The sequence below is a fragment of the Streptomyces sp. NPDC048420 genome, from assembly GCF_040651535.1.
In the GTDB taxonomy this organism is placed as follows: Bacteria; Actinomycetota; Actinomycetes; order Streptomycetales; family Streptomycetaceae; genus Streptomyces.
Genome location: NZ_JBEZKG010000016.1, coordinates 132,595 through 147,048, shown reverse-complemented (window position 1 = coordinate 147,048; position 14,454 = coordinate 132,595). Strand labels below are relative to the sequence as shown.

The following is a 14,454-nucleotide window of genomic DNA, read 5'->3' as shown; positions in this document are numbered from 1 at the left end:
CATGGTGCCGATCCGCAGCGGACTGGTCCTCCTGGCAGTGGCCTCCCTCGTCTCCGGCTGCGCCCGGTCGGCCGAGACCGACGTACGGGGGCGGCAACCTCTCAAGGCGCCCCGGGCCCCAGCCGCCGACCTCAAGGCCCACAAGGCCCGTATCCAGGCCGCCAGGCTCCGCGCCGAACAGGCCCGGCTGGTCGTCGCCAAGCGCTGGGGTCTCAAGCGGGCCCCGCTTGCGGCCCCGCCTGCGCCCGCGACCAAGCCCCGCATCGCCACCCGCGACGGCTTCGAGGTCGACGGCCACGGGGAGAAGGGGCTGCCGCCGGTCTTCACCACGATCCCGACCCGGCAGAAGGTCGTCTTCCTCACCATCGACGACGGCGCCGAGAAGGACCCCGCGTTCCTGCGGATGATGAGCGAGCTCAAGATCCCGTACACCGCCTTCCTCAGCGACTACCTGGTCAAGGACGACTACGGCTACTTCCGGAAGATGCGGGACCGAGGGGTCGTACTCAACAACCACACCCTCCACCACCCCTACCTGCCCGGGCTGTCCTACGCCCGCCAGAAGCGCGAGATCTGCGGCATGCAGAACGTCATCGAGAAGCGCTACGGCACCCGGCCCACGCTCTTCCGGCCGCCCTACGGCAACTACAACGAGGACACCCTGCGCGCGGCGAAGTCCTGCGGCATCCGATACGCGCCGATCTGGAACGAAGAGGTCTTCGCCGACCACTGGGAGTACCGCGAGTGGGACCGGAAGCTGCGCCCCGGTGACATCGTGCTCAGTCATTTCAGGGGCCGCGGGGACTGGAAGGGCACGATGCCCGACATGGTCCGCCGCTTCCTGGACAAGGTCACGGCCGAGGGGTACGCGGTCGCGCGCCTGGAGGACTACCTGTGAGGCCCGGGGCGGCGGTGGCCACCGCCCTGGCGGCCCTGCTGCTCACCGGCTGCGCCCAGTCCGTCGACCCCATCGAACGGCTGGGCAAGAAGGCGGCGCAGCGGGTGGGGTCGTACGGGCCGGCGAGGACGGACGGGCGGCCCTACCGCCACTGGGGCATGACGGCCCCGCTGCCGGTGCCCCCGCGGGTTCCGGTGCGCACGGCGGTGCGCCCGGGGGGTCTGCCACCGGTGGTGAAGCGGGTGCCGACGTCCGACAAGGTCGTCTTCCTCACCTACGACGACGGGGCCGAGAGGGACCCGCGCTTCGTCGACATGGTCCGTGAACTGCGGCTGCCGGTCAGCATGTTCCTCACGGACAGCGTCGTCGGCCCCGGGTACGGCCACTTCGCGCGCCTCCAGTCGGTCGGCGCGAGCATCCAGAACCACACCCTCGACCACCCCGCCCTGCGCGGCCTGCCGTACGCGGGGCAGCGCGCCGAGATCTGCGGCCAGCAGGAGAAGATCAGGTCCCGCTTCGGCATCCGCCCCCGGCTCTTCCGGCCGCCCTACGGCACGTACGACCGCACGACCCTGCGCGCGGCGGCCGACTGCGGGCTCTCGGCGGTGGTGCTGTGGAGCGTGGCGGCGCAGGGGGAGAGGCGGGGGCTGAGGGCGGGGGACGTCATCTCGGTGACGTCGGCGGAGACGACCGGTCCCACCCTGACGGAACGCACCACGAGGCTGCTGCGGGAGATCCAGCGGCGGGGGCTGACGGTGGGTCGACTTGAGGACTATCTGTAGAGGACGCCGACCCTTGAGCGGGGATCGGCGTCTTCAGGGCCGGTCCCAGGACGGTCACCCTCGTTCACGCCCACCCCTCACGCGCACCCCCATTTCGGCTCGGCCAGCGCGGCGAATTAGCAGTCCGCTTGACCGAGTGCTAATCACGGTCATAGTCTCGGGTCTGGCACTCCCCCCTGGAGAGTGCCAACACAGCGACGGGCAGGTCCGGCACCCGCGACGACGGATCCACCTGGTCGCCACCTCAGACAGTTAACCCCGTGAGATCTCCGAAGGGGGAGGTCGGATCGTGACGACCACCAGCTCCAAGGTTGCCATCAAGCCGCTCGAGGACCGCATCGTGGTCCAGCCGCTCGACGCCGAGCAGACCACCGCCTCTGGCCTGGTCATTCCGGACACCGCGAAGGAGAAGCCCCAGGAGGGCGTCATCCTCGCCGTGGGTCCGGGCCGCTTCGAGAACGGCGAGCGCCTGCCGCTCGACGTGAAGGTCGGCGACATCGTGCTGTACAGCAAGTACGGCGGCACCGAGGTGAAGTACAACGGCGAGGAGTACCTCGTCCTCTCGTCCCGCGACGTGCTCGCGGTCATCGAGAAGTAAGACACCTCAAGCACATTTTGCTTGTGAGCTGCGCCCCGGGCCCCCGCCACCTTATGAAGCCGGGCGTCTGGGGCGCAGTTCGTTTCACCCACATTTTCCGAGAGGGCTGAACCGCTCCCATGGCGAAGATCCTGAAGTTCGACGAGGACGCCCGTCGCGCCCTCGAGCGCGGCGTCAACAAGCTTGCCGACACGGTCAAGGTGACGATCGGCCCCAAGGGCCGCAACGTCGTCATCGACAAGAAGTTCGGCGCTCCCACCATCACCAACGACGGCGTCACCATCGCCCGCGAGGTCGAGATCGAGGACCCGTACGAGAACCTCGGCGCCCAGCTGGTGAAGGAGGTGGCGACCAAGACCAACGACATCGCGGGTGACGGCACCACCACCGCCACCGTGCTCGCCCAGGCGCTGGTGCGCGAGGGCCTGAAGAACGTCGCCGCGGGCGCCTCCCCGGCCGCCCTGAAGAAGGGCATCGACGCCGCGGTCGCCGCCATCTCCGAGGACCTCCTCGCGACGGCCCGCCCGATCGACGAGAAGTCCGACATCGCCGCCGTGGCCGCGCTGTCCGCCCAGGACTCGCAGGTCGGCGAGCTCATCGCCGAGGCGATGGACAAGGTCGGCAAGGACGGTGTCATCACCGTCGAGGAGTCCAACACCTTCGGTCTGGAGCTGGACTTCACCGAGGGCATGGCCTTCGACAAGGGCTACCTGTCCCCGTACATGGTGTCCGACCAGGAGCGTATGGAGGCCGTCCTCGACGACCCGTACATCCTGATCAACCAGGGCAAGATCTCCTCGATCCAGGACCTGCTGCCGCTGCTCGAGAAGGTCATCCAGTCGGGTGCCTCCAAGCCGCTGCTGATCATCGCCGAGGACGTCGAGGGCGAGGCCCTGTCGACCCTGGTCGTCAACAAGATCCGCGGCACCTTCAACGCGGTCGCCGTCAAGGCCCCCGGCTTCGGCGACCGCCGCAAGGCGATGCTCCAGGACCTGGCGACCCTCACCGGCGCCGAGGTCATCTCCGAGGAGGTCGGCCTCAAGCTCGACCAGGTCGGCCTGGACGTGCTGGGCACCGCCCGCCGCGTCACGGTCACCAAGGACGACACCACGGTCGTCGACGGCGCCGGCGACTCCGCCGCCGTCGCGGGCCGCGTCGCCCAGATCAAGGCCGAGATCGAGAACACCGACTCCGACTGGGACCGCGAGAAGCTCCAGGAGCGCCTCGCGAAGCTGGCCGGCGGCGTGTGCGTGATCAAGGTCGGCGCCGCCACCGAGGTGGAGCTGAAGGAGAAGAAGCACCGTCTGGAGGACGCCATCTCCGCGACCCGCGCCGCGGTCGAGGAGGGCATCGTCTCCGGTGGTGGCTCCGCTCTGGTCCACGCCGCCAAGGTGCTCGAGGGCGGCCTCGGCAAGACCGGCGACGAGGCCACCGGTGTCGCCGTGGTCCGCAAGGCCGTCGTCGAGCCGCTGCGCTGGATCGCCGAGAACGCCGGCCTGGAGGGTTACGTCATCACCTCCAAGGTCGCCGAGCTCGACAAGGGCCAGGGCTTCAACGCCGCGACCGGCGAGTACGGCGACCTGGTCAAGGCCGGCGTCATCGACCCGGTCAAGGTCACCCGCTCCGCCCTGGAGAACGCCGCCTCCATCGCCTCCCTCCTCCTGACGACCGAGACCCTGGTCGTCGAGAAGAAGGAAGAAGAGGAGCCGGCCGCCGCCGGGCACGGCCACGGCCACTCCCACTGAGCCCACCGCTCGCAAGGAGGCCCCCGTTCCCTCTGAGGGAACGGGGGCTTTCCCCTTCGCGGGTCACAGCGGGCGTGGTGCCGGGGTCACTCCCCGAGTACCCCCAGCTGCTCCATCAGCCCCGCCCGGTCGTACTGCCACCAGCCCTCGCAGATCTTCCCGTCCCGGAACCGGTGCCAGGTGGTCCCGGTCATGGTGACGTTCTGTCCGCTCGCCGGGATCCCCACGAACTCGCCGGTGTGCTTCCCGGCCCAGGCCCAGCGGGTGCACACCCGGTCGTCCTGGGCGATCTGGTCGTCCACGCGGAAGGTGAAGACGAAGGCCCGCCGCCACCCTTCATACTCCTCGCGCGCCGCCGCCAGCCCCAGATCGTCAGGATTCGCGGGATCGTGGTCGAGGTAGTCGTCGGCGAACCGCGTGAACAGCTCCGCGGCGTCACCGCGCCCGGCCCGCTCGAAGAACTCCCGCGCGACAGCCGTGTTGAGCTGCTCGTCCCGCACCACGTCGAGGTCCGTGAAGGTGGGCGCCGCGTCACACAGCGCCACCATCTCCTGGAAGATCCGCTCCGTCTCCGGCAGCCCGGAGTTGCGCATCGCCTCCTCGTACGACGGGAACTCCACGATCTCGACGTAGTGCGACGAGTCGGAGCGGTCCTTGCCGACCACCGCGTGCGTCGCGGTCCGTTTCCCCTTGGTCTGCTCGACCCATGTGTCCATCAGCCGGTCCATCTCGTCGAAACGGCTGGTCCTGCAGTCGATGAGCTGTACGAAGGTCATGGCACGTCGCCTCCGGCCCCCCTGGGTCCGGTAGAACACCACCATTCTCTGCCCATCGGCATCATGGGGCCATGCGAGCGCGGCACACCGAACCGCCTACTGCGGCCCGTACTTCCGCCCCGTCCTCGAGGAGATCCCGCCCACCAGCCCACGGGGCGCCACCTTCACCAGCCCCATGAGCGCCTTGTACCGGGGGTCCGGGATCGACAGCGACTTCCCGCGGGCCAGGTCCGTGAGCGCGGCGGCGACGAGCTTGTCCGCGTCGAGCCACATCCACCCCGGGATGCTGTCGGTGCCCATGCCCGCCCGCTGGTGGAACTCCGTGCGCACGAAGCCGGGGCACAGCGCCATCAGCCGTACGCCACTGCCCGCCAGGTCCTTCGCCGCGCCCTGCGTGAACTGCACGACCCACGCCTTCGAGGCGCCGTAGGTCCCGCGGGGAACGAAGGCCGCCACCGACGCGACGTTGACGACACCGCCCCGCCCGCGCTCCCGCATCGCCTCCGTCGCCGCCGACGTCAGCCGCAGCACCGCCTCGCAGTGCACCTTGAGCATCTTCAGCTCGTCGGCCATGGAGACGTCGAGATAGCGGCCCTTGTTGCCGAAGCCGGCGTTGTTGACGAGGAGGTCGACGGGGGACCTGCGGTCGGCGAGGCGGGCGGCGACCGCCTCGATGCCGGGGTCCGTGGCGAGGTCGGCGGTGAGGACCTCGGCCTCGATGCCGTGCCGGTCGTGGAGTTCCGTCGCCTGTTCCTGGAGCCGCTTGGTGTCGCGGGCCACCAGCACCAGGTTGTGCCCGTCAGCGGCCAGCCGCCGTGCGAACGCGGCACCGATGCCCGCGGTCGATCCCGTAATCAATGCCGTTGTCATGGCGCAAGGTTAATGACCGGGAGCGACAGCGTCCGCTTGCCGAGGGCCTGTCAGGCGCCGTGCTTCTCCACGTAGTCGAGCGCCCACTGCCGCACCTCCGGGTGGAGCGCCTCGCCGGCCGCCAACAGCCTTGGCTGGAGCGGCCGTTCGGTGGTCATCGCCCGGAACGCCAGCGCGACCGTCACCTCGTGGTCCGGCCGGTGCACGATCTCGACCGGGTCCCCGGTACGGATCTCGCCGGGCTCGATCACCCGCAGATACGCCCCCGGCGCACCCCTCTGCGTGAACCGCTTCACCCACCGCTGCTCGCCCATGTGGCCCTGGAACGTGCCGCACGGAATCCGCGCGCTGGTGACCTCAAGCACCACCTCGGGCCCGATACGCCAGCGTTCGCCGATCAGCGCGCCGGAGACGTCGATGCCCTGCGTCGTGAGGTTCTCGCCGAAGAAGCCGTTGGCCAGCGTGCGCCCCAGCTCGCGCTCCCAGTCGTCGAGGTCCTCGCGCGCGACCGCGTACACCGCCTGGTCGTCGCCGCCGTGGTGCTGCTTCTTGCACACCGCGTCCCCGGCGAGCGCGCTGCCGCCGATGCCCTTGGGACCGGGTGCCGCCACCCGCACCGGTCCGTCGACCGGCCGCTTGTCGATACCGGTCACGCCCTCCGGGTTGTCCGTGTACGTCACGGCCTTCGCACGGCCCAGATTCACCGACAGAAGCTTCATGGCGGCACGGTAGGACACCGGCACCCAAAGGCGCCACGCATTATTCGGCGCAATGTCAAAGCGCGGCTTATCCTCGAAAAGTGATCGAGGCCCGTCATCTCCGTGTCCTGCGCGCCGTCGCCGCCACCGGCTCCTTCTCCGCCGCGGGGCGCGAACTGGGCTGCACCCAGCCCGCCGTCAGCCAGCAGATGAAGGCCCTGGAAGCTTCCGTGGGCACGCCGTTGATCGTCCGCAGCGGACGCGAGATGCGGCTGACGCAGGCGGGGGAGGCGCTGGTGCGGCACGCCGCCGGCATCCTGGCCGGGCTCACGGCGGCCGAGGAGGAGGTCGCCGCCATCGCCGGACTGCGGGCCGGGCGGGTCCGGCTCGTCTCCTTCCCCAGCGGCAGCTCCACCCTCGTCCCCACCGCCCTCGCCGCCCTGCGCGCCGCCCACCCCGGCACCCGGGTCTCCCTGGAGGAGGCCGAACCCCCGCACTCCGTCGGCCTGTTGCGGGAGGGGGACTGCGACCTGACGCTCGCCTTCCGGTACGAGGGGGCTGCGGGCGGCGACGAGTGGGACGACCTCGTCGTACGGCCCCTGCTGACCGACCGGCTCGTCGCCCTCGTACCGGAGCGGCACCGGCTCGCGCGCGCCGGGTCCGTGGCCATCGGGGAGCTCGCCGGGGAGTCGTGGATCGCCGGATGCCCGCGCTGCCGCGGCCAGTTGGTCGAGGTCTGCGAGAGCGCCGGCTTCACACCCCGCATCGACTTCGCGACCGACGACTACCCGGCGGTCGTCGGCCTGGTGGGCGCAGGTCTCGGCGTCGCCGTCCTGCCCCAGCTCGCGATCGAGTCCGTACGGCCACGAGGCGCGCGCACGGTGACGCTGGAACCGGCGGTCCGGCGGGAGATCGTCGCGCTCACGCTGCCCGACCTGGCCCAGGTGCCGGCGGTGGCGGCGACGCTGGAGCAGCTCGCGGTCGCGGCGGGCCGGACATAGCGGGCCGGACACAGAGAGAAGGGCACGCGCGCGCGTGCCCTTCCAGAAGAAACGTTCCTTCAGTTGTTCGATGCGCCGCTCCCGACGGACGACGACGCGGACACCAGCCGATGCCGCGCCCGTCCCATGAGCTCCTCGCGCTCGTCCTCGGTCAGCCCGCCCCACACGCCGTACGGCTCTCTCACCGCGAGCGCGTGCGCCGCACACTGCGCGCGCACCGGGCATCTCATGCAGACCTCCTTGGCCGAGTTCTCGCGAGCGCTCCTCGCCGCACCGCGCTCGCCCTCCGGATGGAAGAAGAGCGAGCTGTCCACTCCGCGACAGGCGGCCAGGAGCTGCCAGTCCCAAAGGTCCGCGTTCGGTCCGGGAAGGCGGGAGAAATCTGCCATTGCGTGACCCCTTGTAGCCGTTCTGGGCGGATACGGTGTCCACGACCGTACATCTACGATCTAAGGAGATGAAAATATGACTCATTGCGAATCTAGCCTCAGACACCAGGAAATGGGAAGAAAAGGGTCTGAATGGGGCATGGGTTGTGATGAAACGTTGTGGGTCCGCCGCGCATGTCTGCACCGTGTCCGCACCCTCACGTAGAGTGCCGAAGACAGTGCACAGCCCCGTAACTCTTTCGGGTGACCGTCGTTGAGAGTGCGGAGGCGGTTGAAGCAACAAGTGCTCGGGCAGGCGTCCGAGACGGTCGACCGCTCAGGTGACGATTTCGTACCAGCCTGGAGGCTCAAGGTGACGTGCATCAGCTGCGGAGGGCGGCCATGACATCCGTCCTCGTCTGCGACGACTCCCCGCTTGCCCGAGAGGCGCTCCGCCGCGCGGTCGCGACCGTGCCCGGCGTCGAGCGCGTGACGACCGCGGCCAACGGCGAGGAAGTCCTCCGCCGCTGGGGTGCGGACCGTTCGGACCTGATTCTGATGGACGTACGCATGCCCGGTCTGGGCGGCGTCGAGACCGTGCGGCGGCTGCTGTCCGCGGACCCCGGTGCGCGGATCATCATGCTCACCGTCGCGGAGGACCTCGACGGGGTCGCTCTCGCGGTGGCCGCGGGTGCGCGGGGCTACCTCCACAAGGACGCCTCGCGCGCGGAGTTGCGCGCCACGGTGACGCAGGCGCTCGCCGACCCGACCTGGCGGCTCGCCCCGCGACGGCTGCGGTCCGCGGAGATGGGGGCGGCGCCGACGCTCACCGCGCGTGAGATCCAGGTGCTCGAAGGGATGAGCCACGGGCGGTCCAACGCGGAGATCGGGCGGGAGCTGTTCCTGTCCGAGGACACCGTGAAGACGCATGCTCGGCGGTTGTTCAAGAAGCTGGGTGCTTCGGACCGGGCGCACGCTGTGGCGCTCGGGTTCCGGTGGGGCCTGGTGCGCTGAGTATTCCGTCGCGTGCGGTCGTAGTAAGGCTGCGGGTTGTTCGTGGCTGGTCGCGCGGTTCCCCGCGCCCCTGAAGGGGCGCGGTCGAGCGGCCCCTTCGATGCCCTGCTGCTTGTTTCGCGGCGGATGCCGCATCCTTGGAGATGTGGAGTCTCTCGGGGACGAGTCGGTCGAGCGGAAGGGGAGGGCGCAGGGGATGAGTTCCGGCGCACCTGCTCATAACGCTTCGGTGCACAACAACCAGCGCGATGCCACGGATCCAACGACGCCAAGGCACCATGGACCGATGCGTGACGACGAGGCGGCTCATCCCCATGGGGCGATCGGTGCGCTCGTCCACAGTGCGGTGGAAGGGGACGAGCAGGCCACGCACGACCTGCTCGCCCATGTCCACCCGCTGGCCCTGCGCTACTGCCGCACCCGGCTGTCCCGTCTCCCCGGCGACGCCCGGCACTTCGTGGAGGACCTCGCGCAGGAGGTCTGCGTAGCCGTCCTCCTCGCCCTGCCGCGCTACCGGGACACCGGGCGCCCCTTCGAGGCGTTCGTCTTCGCCATCGCCGCGCACAAGGTCGCCGACCTGCAGCGCGCGGCCATGCGCCACCCCGGTTCCACGGCGGTTCCGTCCGACGAGATGCCGGAGCGGCCCGACGACTCGTTGGGCCCCGAGGAGCGGGCGCTGCTCAGCAGTGACGCTGAATGGGCCAAGAAACTGCTGGCCAACCTCCCCGAGAACCAGCGCGAGCTGCTGCTGTTGCGCATCGCCGTGGGGTTGACTGCGGAGGAGACGGGTCAGATGTTGGGAATGTCACCCGGTGCGGTCCGTGTGGCCCAGCACCGGGCGCTGAGCAGGCTGCGGGCACTGGCCGAGCAGTAGGGCGCGCTGGGTAAGGCGCGCTCCTGAACGGGCGGCGCGCCGTTTCCGTACGAACATACGAAGTCCGGAGCGGATCCGAACCGTGGATTCCGTGGAATTTGCGACCCTTGCTTCCCGTTAGCATGGACATCCGCACCGATCAAGGTCATTTGGGGAAGGTGTCATGACTGCTAACGTCGACGGAGTGCCCGGTAAATTCGCGACACTCGGGCTGACCTACGACGACGTGCTGCTGCTGCCGGGGGCGTCCGAGGTGCTCCCCAACGCGGTCGACACCTCGTCCCGCATCTCCCGCAACGTCCGGGTGAACATCCCCCTGCTGTCCGCCGCCATGGACAAGGTGACCGAGTCCCGCATGGCGATCGCGATGGCCCGCCTCGGCGGTGTCGGCGTGCTGCACCGCAACCTCTCCGTCGAGGACCAGGTCAACCAGGTCGACCTGGTGAAGCGGTCCGAGTCCGGCATGGTCACCGACCCCATCACCGTGCACCCGGAGGCCACCCTCGCCGAGGCCGACGCGCTGTGCGCCAAGTTCCGTATCAGCGGCGTCCCGGTCACCGACCCGGCCGGCAAGCTCCTCGGCATCGTCACCAACCGCGACATGGCCTTCGAGTCCGACCGCAGCCGTCAGGTGCGCGAGGTCATGACGCCGATGCCGCTGGTCACCGGCCAGGTCGGCATCTCCGGCACCGACGCCATGGACCTGCTGCGCCGCCACAAGATCGAGAAGCTGCCGCTCGTCGACGACGCCGGTGTCCTCAAGGGCCTGATCACCGTCAAGGACTTCGTCAAGGCGGAGAAGTACCCGAACGCCGCCAAGGACGCCGAGGGCCGCCTCCTCGTCGGTGCCGCCGTCGGTGCCAGCCCCGAGGCCCTGGAGCGGGCCCAGGCGCTCGCCGAGGCCGGTGTGGACTTCCTGGTCGTCGACACCTCGCACGGCCACAACAGCAATGCCCTCAGCTGGATGTCGAAGATCAAGTCCAGCGTCGGCGTCGACGTGATCGGCGGCAATGTCGCCACCCGCGACGGCGCCCAGGCGCTGATCGACGCCGGTGTCGACGGCATCAAGGTCGGCGTCGGACCGGGCTCCATCTGTACGACCCGTGTCGTCGCCGGCATCGGCGTCCCGCAGGTCACCGCGATCTACGAGGCCTCCCTCGCCGCCCGCCCGGCCGGCATCCCGCTGATCGGCGACGGTGGCCTGCAGTACTCCGGCGACATCGGCAAGGCGCTCGCCGCCGGCGCCGACACCGTGATGCTCGGCAGCCTCCTGGCCGGCTGTGAGGAGTCGCCCGGCGAGCTCCAGTTCATCAACGGCAAGCAGTTCAAGTCGTACCGCGGCATGGGCTCGCTCGGTGCCATGCAGTCGCGCGGTCAGGCGAAGTCGTACTCCAAGGACCGCTACTTCCAGGCCGAGGTCGGCTCCGACGACAAGCTCGTGCCCGAGGGCATCGAGGGCCAGGTGCCCTACCGGGGCCCGCTGTCCAGCGTCCTGCACCAGCTTGTCGGCGGGCTGCGCCAGACCATGGGCTACGTGGGCGCGGCCACCATCGACGAGATGGAGTCCAAGGGCCGCTTCGTGCGGATCACCTCCGCGGGTCTGAAGGAGTCGCACCCGCACGACATCCAGATGACGGTCGAGGCGCCGAACTACAGCCGTAAGTAGGCCTCAGTTCTTGAAGGGCGGCCCCGGAAGCATCCGGGGCCGCCCTTGTCGTACCCGTCGGCGATACTGGAAGACGCTGAACGCATCAGGGAAAGGCCACACATCGTGACTGAGATCGAGATCGGGCGCGGCAAGCGCGGCCGCCGGGCGTACGCCTTCGACGACATCGCCGTCGTCCCCAGCCGTCGTACGCGCGACCCGAAGGAGGTCTCGATCGCCTGGCAGATCGACGCCTACCGCTTCGAGCTGCCCTTCCTGGCCGCCCCCATGGACTCGGTCGTCTCCCCGGCCACCGCGATCCGCATCGGCGAGCTCGGCGGCCTGGGTGTGCTGAACCTCGAAGGCCTCTGGACCCGGTACGAGGACCCGCAGCCGCTGCTCGACGAGATCGCCGGGCTGGACGCGGAGACGGCCACGCGCAGGCTCCAGGAGATCTACTCCGCCCCCATCAAGGAGGAGCTGATCGGCGCGCGCATCAAGGAGGTGCGCGACTCCGGCGTGGTCACGGCGGCCGCGCTCTCCCCGCAGCGCACCGCCGAGTTCTCCAAGGTGGTCGTGGACGCGGGCGTGGACATCTTCGTCATCCGCGGTACGACGGTGTCGGCGGAGCACGTCTCCGGTTCGCACGAGCCGCTGAACCTGAAGCAGTTCATCTACGAGCTCGACGTCCCGGTGATCGTCGGCGGCTGCGCCACCTACACCGCGGCCCTGCACCTGATGCGCACCGGCGCGGCGGGCGTCCTGGTCGGCTTCGGCGGCGGCGCGGCGCACACGACTCGCAACGTCCTGGGCATCCAGGTGCCCATGGCGACGGCGGTCGCGGACGTGGCGGCGGCCCGCCGGGACTACATGGACGAGTCCGGCGGCCGGTATGTGCACGTCATCGCTGACGGCGGTGTGGGCTGGTCCGGCGACCTCCCCAAGGCGATCGCCTGCGGCGCGGACGCCGTGATGATGGGCTCGCCGCTCGCGCGCGCGACGGACGCGCCGGGCAAGGGCAACCACTGGGGCATGGAGGCCGTCAACGAGGAGCTGCCGCGCGGCAAGAAGGTCGACCTCGGCACAGTCGGCACCATCGAGGAGGTTCTGACGGGTCCGTCGCACATCCCGGACGGCTCGATGAACTTCTTCGGTGCGCTGAAGCGGGCCATGGCCACGACCGGGTACAGCGAGCTGAAGGAGTTCCAGCGCGTCGAGGTGACGGTGGCTGACTCGCAGCACAAGCGGTAGGGCTCACGGCGGTTCGAGGGCCGGTCACCCGGGTGGGTGGCCGGCCTTTTGCGTGCCCGAAAGGGCTGGTGGGGCGCGTTTGGCGGGGTGGGGGCGTGCGGTTGCGTTCGGGGCGAATGTGGGCCGAACGGGCGTAAGCGGGCGGTAGTGTCCTTGATCGGCGACCCGCTGTTTGGGGCGCCCCCTTCCAAGGAGCTCGTCTCCGGACCCGGTGGCCCGGGGCCCGGCCCGGAGCTCCAACGGACCGCCCACCGGGCTCACTGGGCGGCGTCATGGAACGGGGCGTGCCCATGGGCCGTCACCGCAAGCCCACCCGCTGGGATCGGATTCGTCTTCGGATGGTCCAAAGCCGGAGGAGGTGGGTCCTGCGGATCTTTGGCTGGTGAGCGGCCGCCCCTATAAACAGTAGGGGCGGACACCCGTAAACCAGCTAGGAGCCTGTCGCAGTAAGCCCCTGCGGCGGGCTCCACCTTGGTGGTGTGGTGGTGAGTGGCCAGCCCTGTAAGGGCCAGGGGCGGACACTCCGTGATCCATCCACGAGTCTGCCGCAGCAGCCACTGCGACCGAACCCCACCTGCCTCCGTAAGGTACCTGCGCCGCCCGCCGCATGCCACCGCCCCCGGAGCCCGCCGCACCCACGCGCCCCCCTTCACAACCGATGCGCCGCCCCCGTGGGCGTGGCCCCGCGCGTGTCCAGCAGGAGCTGGGCCTTCACCGACAGGCCCTGGAGGTCGTACGTGCGGTGCTGCTGGAGCAGGATCGTCAGGTCCGCGTCGGCCGCCGCCTCGTAGAGGGAGTCCGCGCGCGGGACCGGGCGGTCCAGGACGCTCCAGGACGGGACGTGGGGGTCGTGGTAGCTGACGGAGGCGCCGAGTTCCATCAGGCGTACGGCGACCTCCTGGGCCGGGGTGGACTGCTGGTCGGCTAGGTCGGGCTTGTAGGTGACGCCGAGGAGGAGGATCCGGGCGGCGCGGGCCGACTTGCCGTGCTCGTTGAGGAGGGCGGCGGCGCGCTGGACGACGTAACGCGGCATCTGGTCGTTGACCTGCCGGGCGAGTTCGACCATGCGCAGGGAACGGCCGGCTCTGCTGAGGTCGCGGGGGATGGCGTGGCCGCCGACGCCCGGGCCCGGGCGGAACGCCTGGAAGCCGAACGGCTTGGTCTCCGCGCAGCGGATGACGTCCCAGAGGTCGACGCCGAGGTCGTGGCAGAGGACCGCCATCTCGTTGACCAGGGCGATGTTGACGTGCCGGAAGTTGGTCTCCAGGAGCTGGACCGTCTCCGCCTCGCGCGGGCCACGCGCGCGTACCACCTTGTCGGTGAGACGCGAGTAGAAGGCGGCTGCCGATTCCGTGCACGCGGGGGTGAGGCCGCCGATCACCTTGGGGGTGTTGGCGGGTGTGAAGTCGCGGTTGCCGGGGTCGACGCGGGTGGGGGAGTAGGCGAGGTGGAAGTCGCGGCCCGCCCGCAGGCGTGAGCCCTCTTCGAGGATCGGGCGGAGGAAGTCCTCGGTGGTGCCGGGGGGCACCGGGGACTCCAGGATCACCGTGGTGTGCGGGCGCAGGTGCGCGGCCAGGGTACGGGCGGCCGTCTCGACCTGGCTCAGGTCCAGGCCGCCGTCCGGGCCTGCCGGGGTGGGCGCGCAGATGACCGCCGTACGGACACGGCCGAGTTCGGCGGGGCCCGCGGCCGTCCGGAAGCCCCCCGAGAGCATCCGGCGCAGTTCCGCGGGGCTGAGGGAGCCGGCCTCGGGGCCGGTGCGGTAGCCGAGGGTGGGGATGCCGGCGGCGACAGCGGCCTGGGCCAGGGGCAGTCCGTAGGGGCCGAGTCCGATCACGGCGAGATCTGCGGGCATGGCGTGGGCCGTCCTTCCCAGTAACCGAAGCGGGACAGGTGCGCAAGCCCTGTGGACTGGACGAGCGAGCGCAATGTCA

The 14,454-nt window shown here is 70.1% G+C and carries 14 protein-coding genes; 9 read left to right on the top strand and 5 right to left on the bottom strand.

Going from position 1 to position 14,454, the window contains the following annotated elements:
- Position 1: 1 nt before the first annotated feature.
- The 4 genes from AB0D34_RS29470 to groL all read left to right on the top strand — a co-directional run bounded on the left by AB0D34_RS29470 (position 2) and on the right by groL (position 4,023).
- Entirely contained in the window at positions 2 to 898 is an 897-nt protein-coding gene (locus AB0D34_RS29470; RefSeq protein WP_362666675.1) for a polysaccharide deacetylase family protein, read from the top strand.
- On the top strand, positions 895 to 1,680 hold the full coding sequence (locus AB0D34_RS29465) for a polysaccharide deacetylase family protein (protein WP_362666673.1): 786 nt from the start codon (positions 895 to 897) through the stop codon (positions 1,678 to 1,680). The genes AB0D34_RS29470 and AB0D34_RS29465 overlap by 4 nt, the downstream gene beginning before the upstream one ends.
- A 289-nt stretch (positions 1,681 to 1,969) precedes the next feature.
- Positions 1,970 to 2,278, top strand: a complete 309-nt coding sequence (groES, locus tag AB0D34_RS29460; RefSeq protein ID WP_013001368.1) for a co-chaperone GroES — start codon at positions 1,970 to 1,972, stop codon at positions 2,276 to 2,278.
- 119 nt (positions 2,279 to 2,397) lie between these two features.
- Positions 2,398 to 4,023, top strand: a complete 1,626-nt coding sequence (groL, locus tag AB0D34_RS29455; protein WP_020135755.1) for a chaperonin GroEL — start codon at positions 2,398 to 2,400, stop codon at positions 4,021 to 4,023.
- An 86-nt stretch (positions 4,024 to 4,109) separates the two neighbouring features.
- Here groL and AB0D34_RS29450 read toward each other — a convergent pair whose 3' ends face one another.
- The 3 genes from AB0D34_RS29450 to AB0D34_RS29440 all read right to left on the bottom strand — a co-directional run bounded on the left by AB0D34_RS29450 (position 4,110) and on the right by AB0D34_RS29440 (position 6,388).
- A complete protein-coding gene (locus AB0D34_RS29450) occupies positions 4,110 to 4,799 on the bottom strand; it encodes an ester cyclase (protein WP_362666671.1) in 690 nt (229 codons plus the stop codon).
- A gap of 96 nt (positions 4,800 to 4,895) precedes the next feature.
- Complete coding sequence (locus AB0D34_RS29445) at positions 4,896 to 5,669, bottom strand: SDR family oxidoreductase (protein WP_362666668.1); 774 nt, start codon at positions 5,667 to 5,669, stop codon at positions 4,896 to 4,898.
- A 50-nt stretch (positions 5,670 to 5,719) separates the two neighbouring features.
- Positions 5,720 to 6,388 carry an MOSC domain-containing protein gene (locus tag AB0D34_RS29440; protein ID WP_362666666.1) on the bottom strand — a complete coding sequence of 223 codons (669 nt, stop codon included), beginning with the start codon at positions 6,386 to 6,388 and terminating at the stop codon, positions 5,720 to 5,722.
- 80 nt (positions 6,389 to 6,468) lie between these two features.
- On the opposite strand from AB0D34_RS29440, the gene AB0D34_RS29435 reads away from it, so the two are divergent.
- A complete protein-coding gene (locus AB0D34_RS29435) occupies positions 6,469 to 7,368 on the top strand; it encodes a LysR family transcriptional regulator (RefSeq protein ID WP_362666664.1) in 900 nt (299 codons plus the stop codon).
- 59 nt (positions 7,369 to 7,427) lie between these two features.
- Here AB0D34_RS29435 and AB0D34_RS29430 read toward each other — a convergent pair whose 3' ends face one another.
- On the bottom strand, positions 7,428 to 7,757 hold the full coding sequence (locus AB0D34_RS29430; protein WP_362666662.1) for a WhiB family transcriptional regulator: 330 nt from the start codon (positions 7,755 to 7,757) through the stop codon (positions 7,428 to 7,430).
- A 381-nt stretch (positions 7,758 to 8,138) separates the two neighbouring features.
- On the opposite strand from AB0D34_RS29430, the gene AB0D34_RS29425 reads away from it, so the two are divergent.
- The 4 genes from AB0D34_RS29425 (at position 8,139) to AB0D34_RS29410 (ending at position 12,520) form a co-directional block, all read left to right on the top strand.
- Entirely contained in the window at positions 8,139 to 8,750 is a 612-nt protein-coding gene (locus AB0D34_RS29425) for a response regulator transcription factor (protein ID WP_003948568.1), read from the top strand.
- A gap of 286 nt (positions 8,751 to 9,036) precedes the next feature.
- A complete protein-coding gene (locus AB0D34_RS29420; protein ID WP_007384137.1) occupies positions 9,037 to 9,624 on the top strand; it encodes a sigma-70 family RNA polymerase sigma factor in 588 nt (195 codons plus the stop codon).
- A gap of 163 nt (positions 9,625 to 9,787) precedes the next feature.
- Positions 9,788 to 11,290: an IMP dehydrogenase gene (gene guaB / locus AB0D34_RS29415; protein ID WP_362666660.1), complete on the top strand. Its 1,503-nt coding sequence runs from the start codon at positions 9,788 to 9,790 to the stop codon at positions 11,288 to 11,290.
- A gap of 105 nt (positions 11,291 to 11,395) precedes the next feature.
- The gene (locus tag AB0D34_RS29410; protein WP_362666658.1) at positions 11,396 to 12,520 is read left to right on the top strand and encodes a GuaB3 family IMP dehydrogenase-related protein; all 1,125 of its coding nucleotides are present in this window, start codon (positions 11,396 to 11,398) and stop codon (positions 12,518 to 12,520) included.
- Between the two features lie 649 nt (positions 12,521 to 13,169).
- On the opposite strand, the gene AB0D34_RS29405 is transcribed toward AB0D34_RS29410, so the two are convergent.
- On the bottom strand, positions 13,170 to 14,375 hold the full coding sequence (locus tag AB0D34_RS29405) for a nucleotide sugar dehydrogenase (protein ID WP_362666656.1): 1,206 nt from the start codon (positions 14,373 to 14,375) through the stop codon (positions 13,170 to 13,172).
- Positions 14,376 to 14,454 lie beyond the last annotated feature (79 nt).

Excerpts from the sequence above, each read along its gene's own strand:
- AB0D34_RS29470 (WP_362666675.1), top strand. The coding sequence starts at position 2 with ATGGTGCCGATCCGCAGCGGACTGGTCCTCCTGGCAGTGGCCTCCCTC.
- groL (WP_020135755.1), top strand. The coding sequence starts at position 2,398 with ATGGCGAAGATCCTGAAGTTCGACGAGGACGCCCGTCGCGCCCTCGAG.
- AB0D34_RS29450 (WP_362666671.1), bottom strand. The coding sequence starts at position 4,799 with ATGACCTTCGTACAGCTCATCGACTGCAGGACCAGCCGTTTCGACGAG.
- AB0D34_RS29445 (WP_362666668.1), bottom strand. The coding sequence starts at position 5,669 with ATGACAACGGCATTGATTACGGGATCGACCGCGGGCATCGGTGCCGCG.
- AB0D34_RS29440 (WP_362666666.1), bottom strand. The coding sequence starts at position 6,388 with ATGAAGCTTCTGTCGGTGAATCTGGGCCGTGCGAAGGCCGTGACGTAC.
- AB0D34_RS29430 (WP_362666662.1), bottom strand. The coding sequence starts at position 7,757 with ATGGCAGATTTCTCCCGCCTTCCCGGACCGAACGCGGACCTTTGGGAC.
- AB0D34_RS29425 (WP_003948568.1), top strand. The coding sequence starts at position 8,139 with ATGACATCCGTCCTCGTCTGCGACGACTCCCCGCTTGCCCGAGAGGCG.
- AB0D34_RS29420 (WP_007384137.1), top strand. The coding sequence starts at position 9,037 with ATGCGTGACGACGAGGCGGCTCATCCCCATGGGGCGATCGGTGCGCTC.
- guaB (WP_362666660.1), top strand. The coding sequence starts at position 9,788 with ATGACTGCTAACGTCGACGGAGTGCCCGGTAAATTCGCGACACTCGGG.
- AB0D34_RS29405 (WP_362666656.1), bottom strand. The coding sequence starts at position 14,375 with ATGCCCGCAGATCTCGCCGTGATCGGACTCGGCCCCTACGGACTGCCC.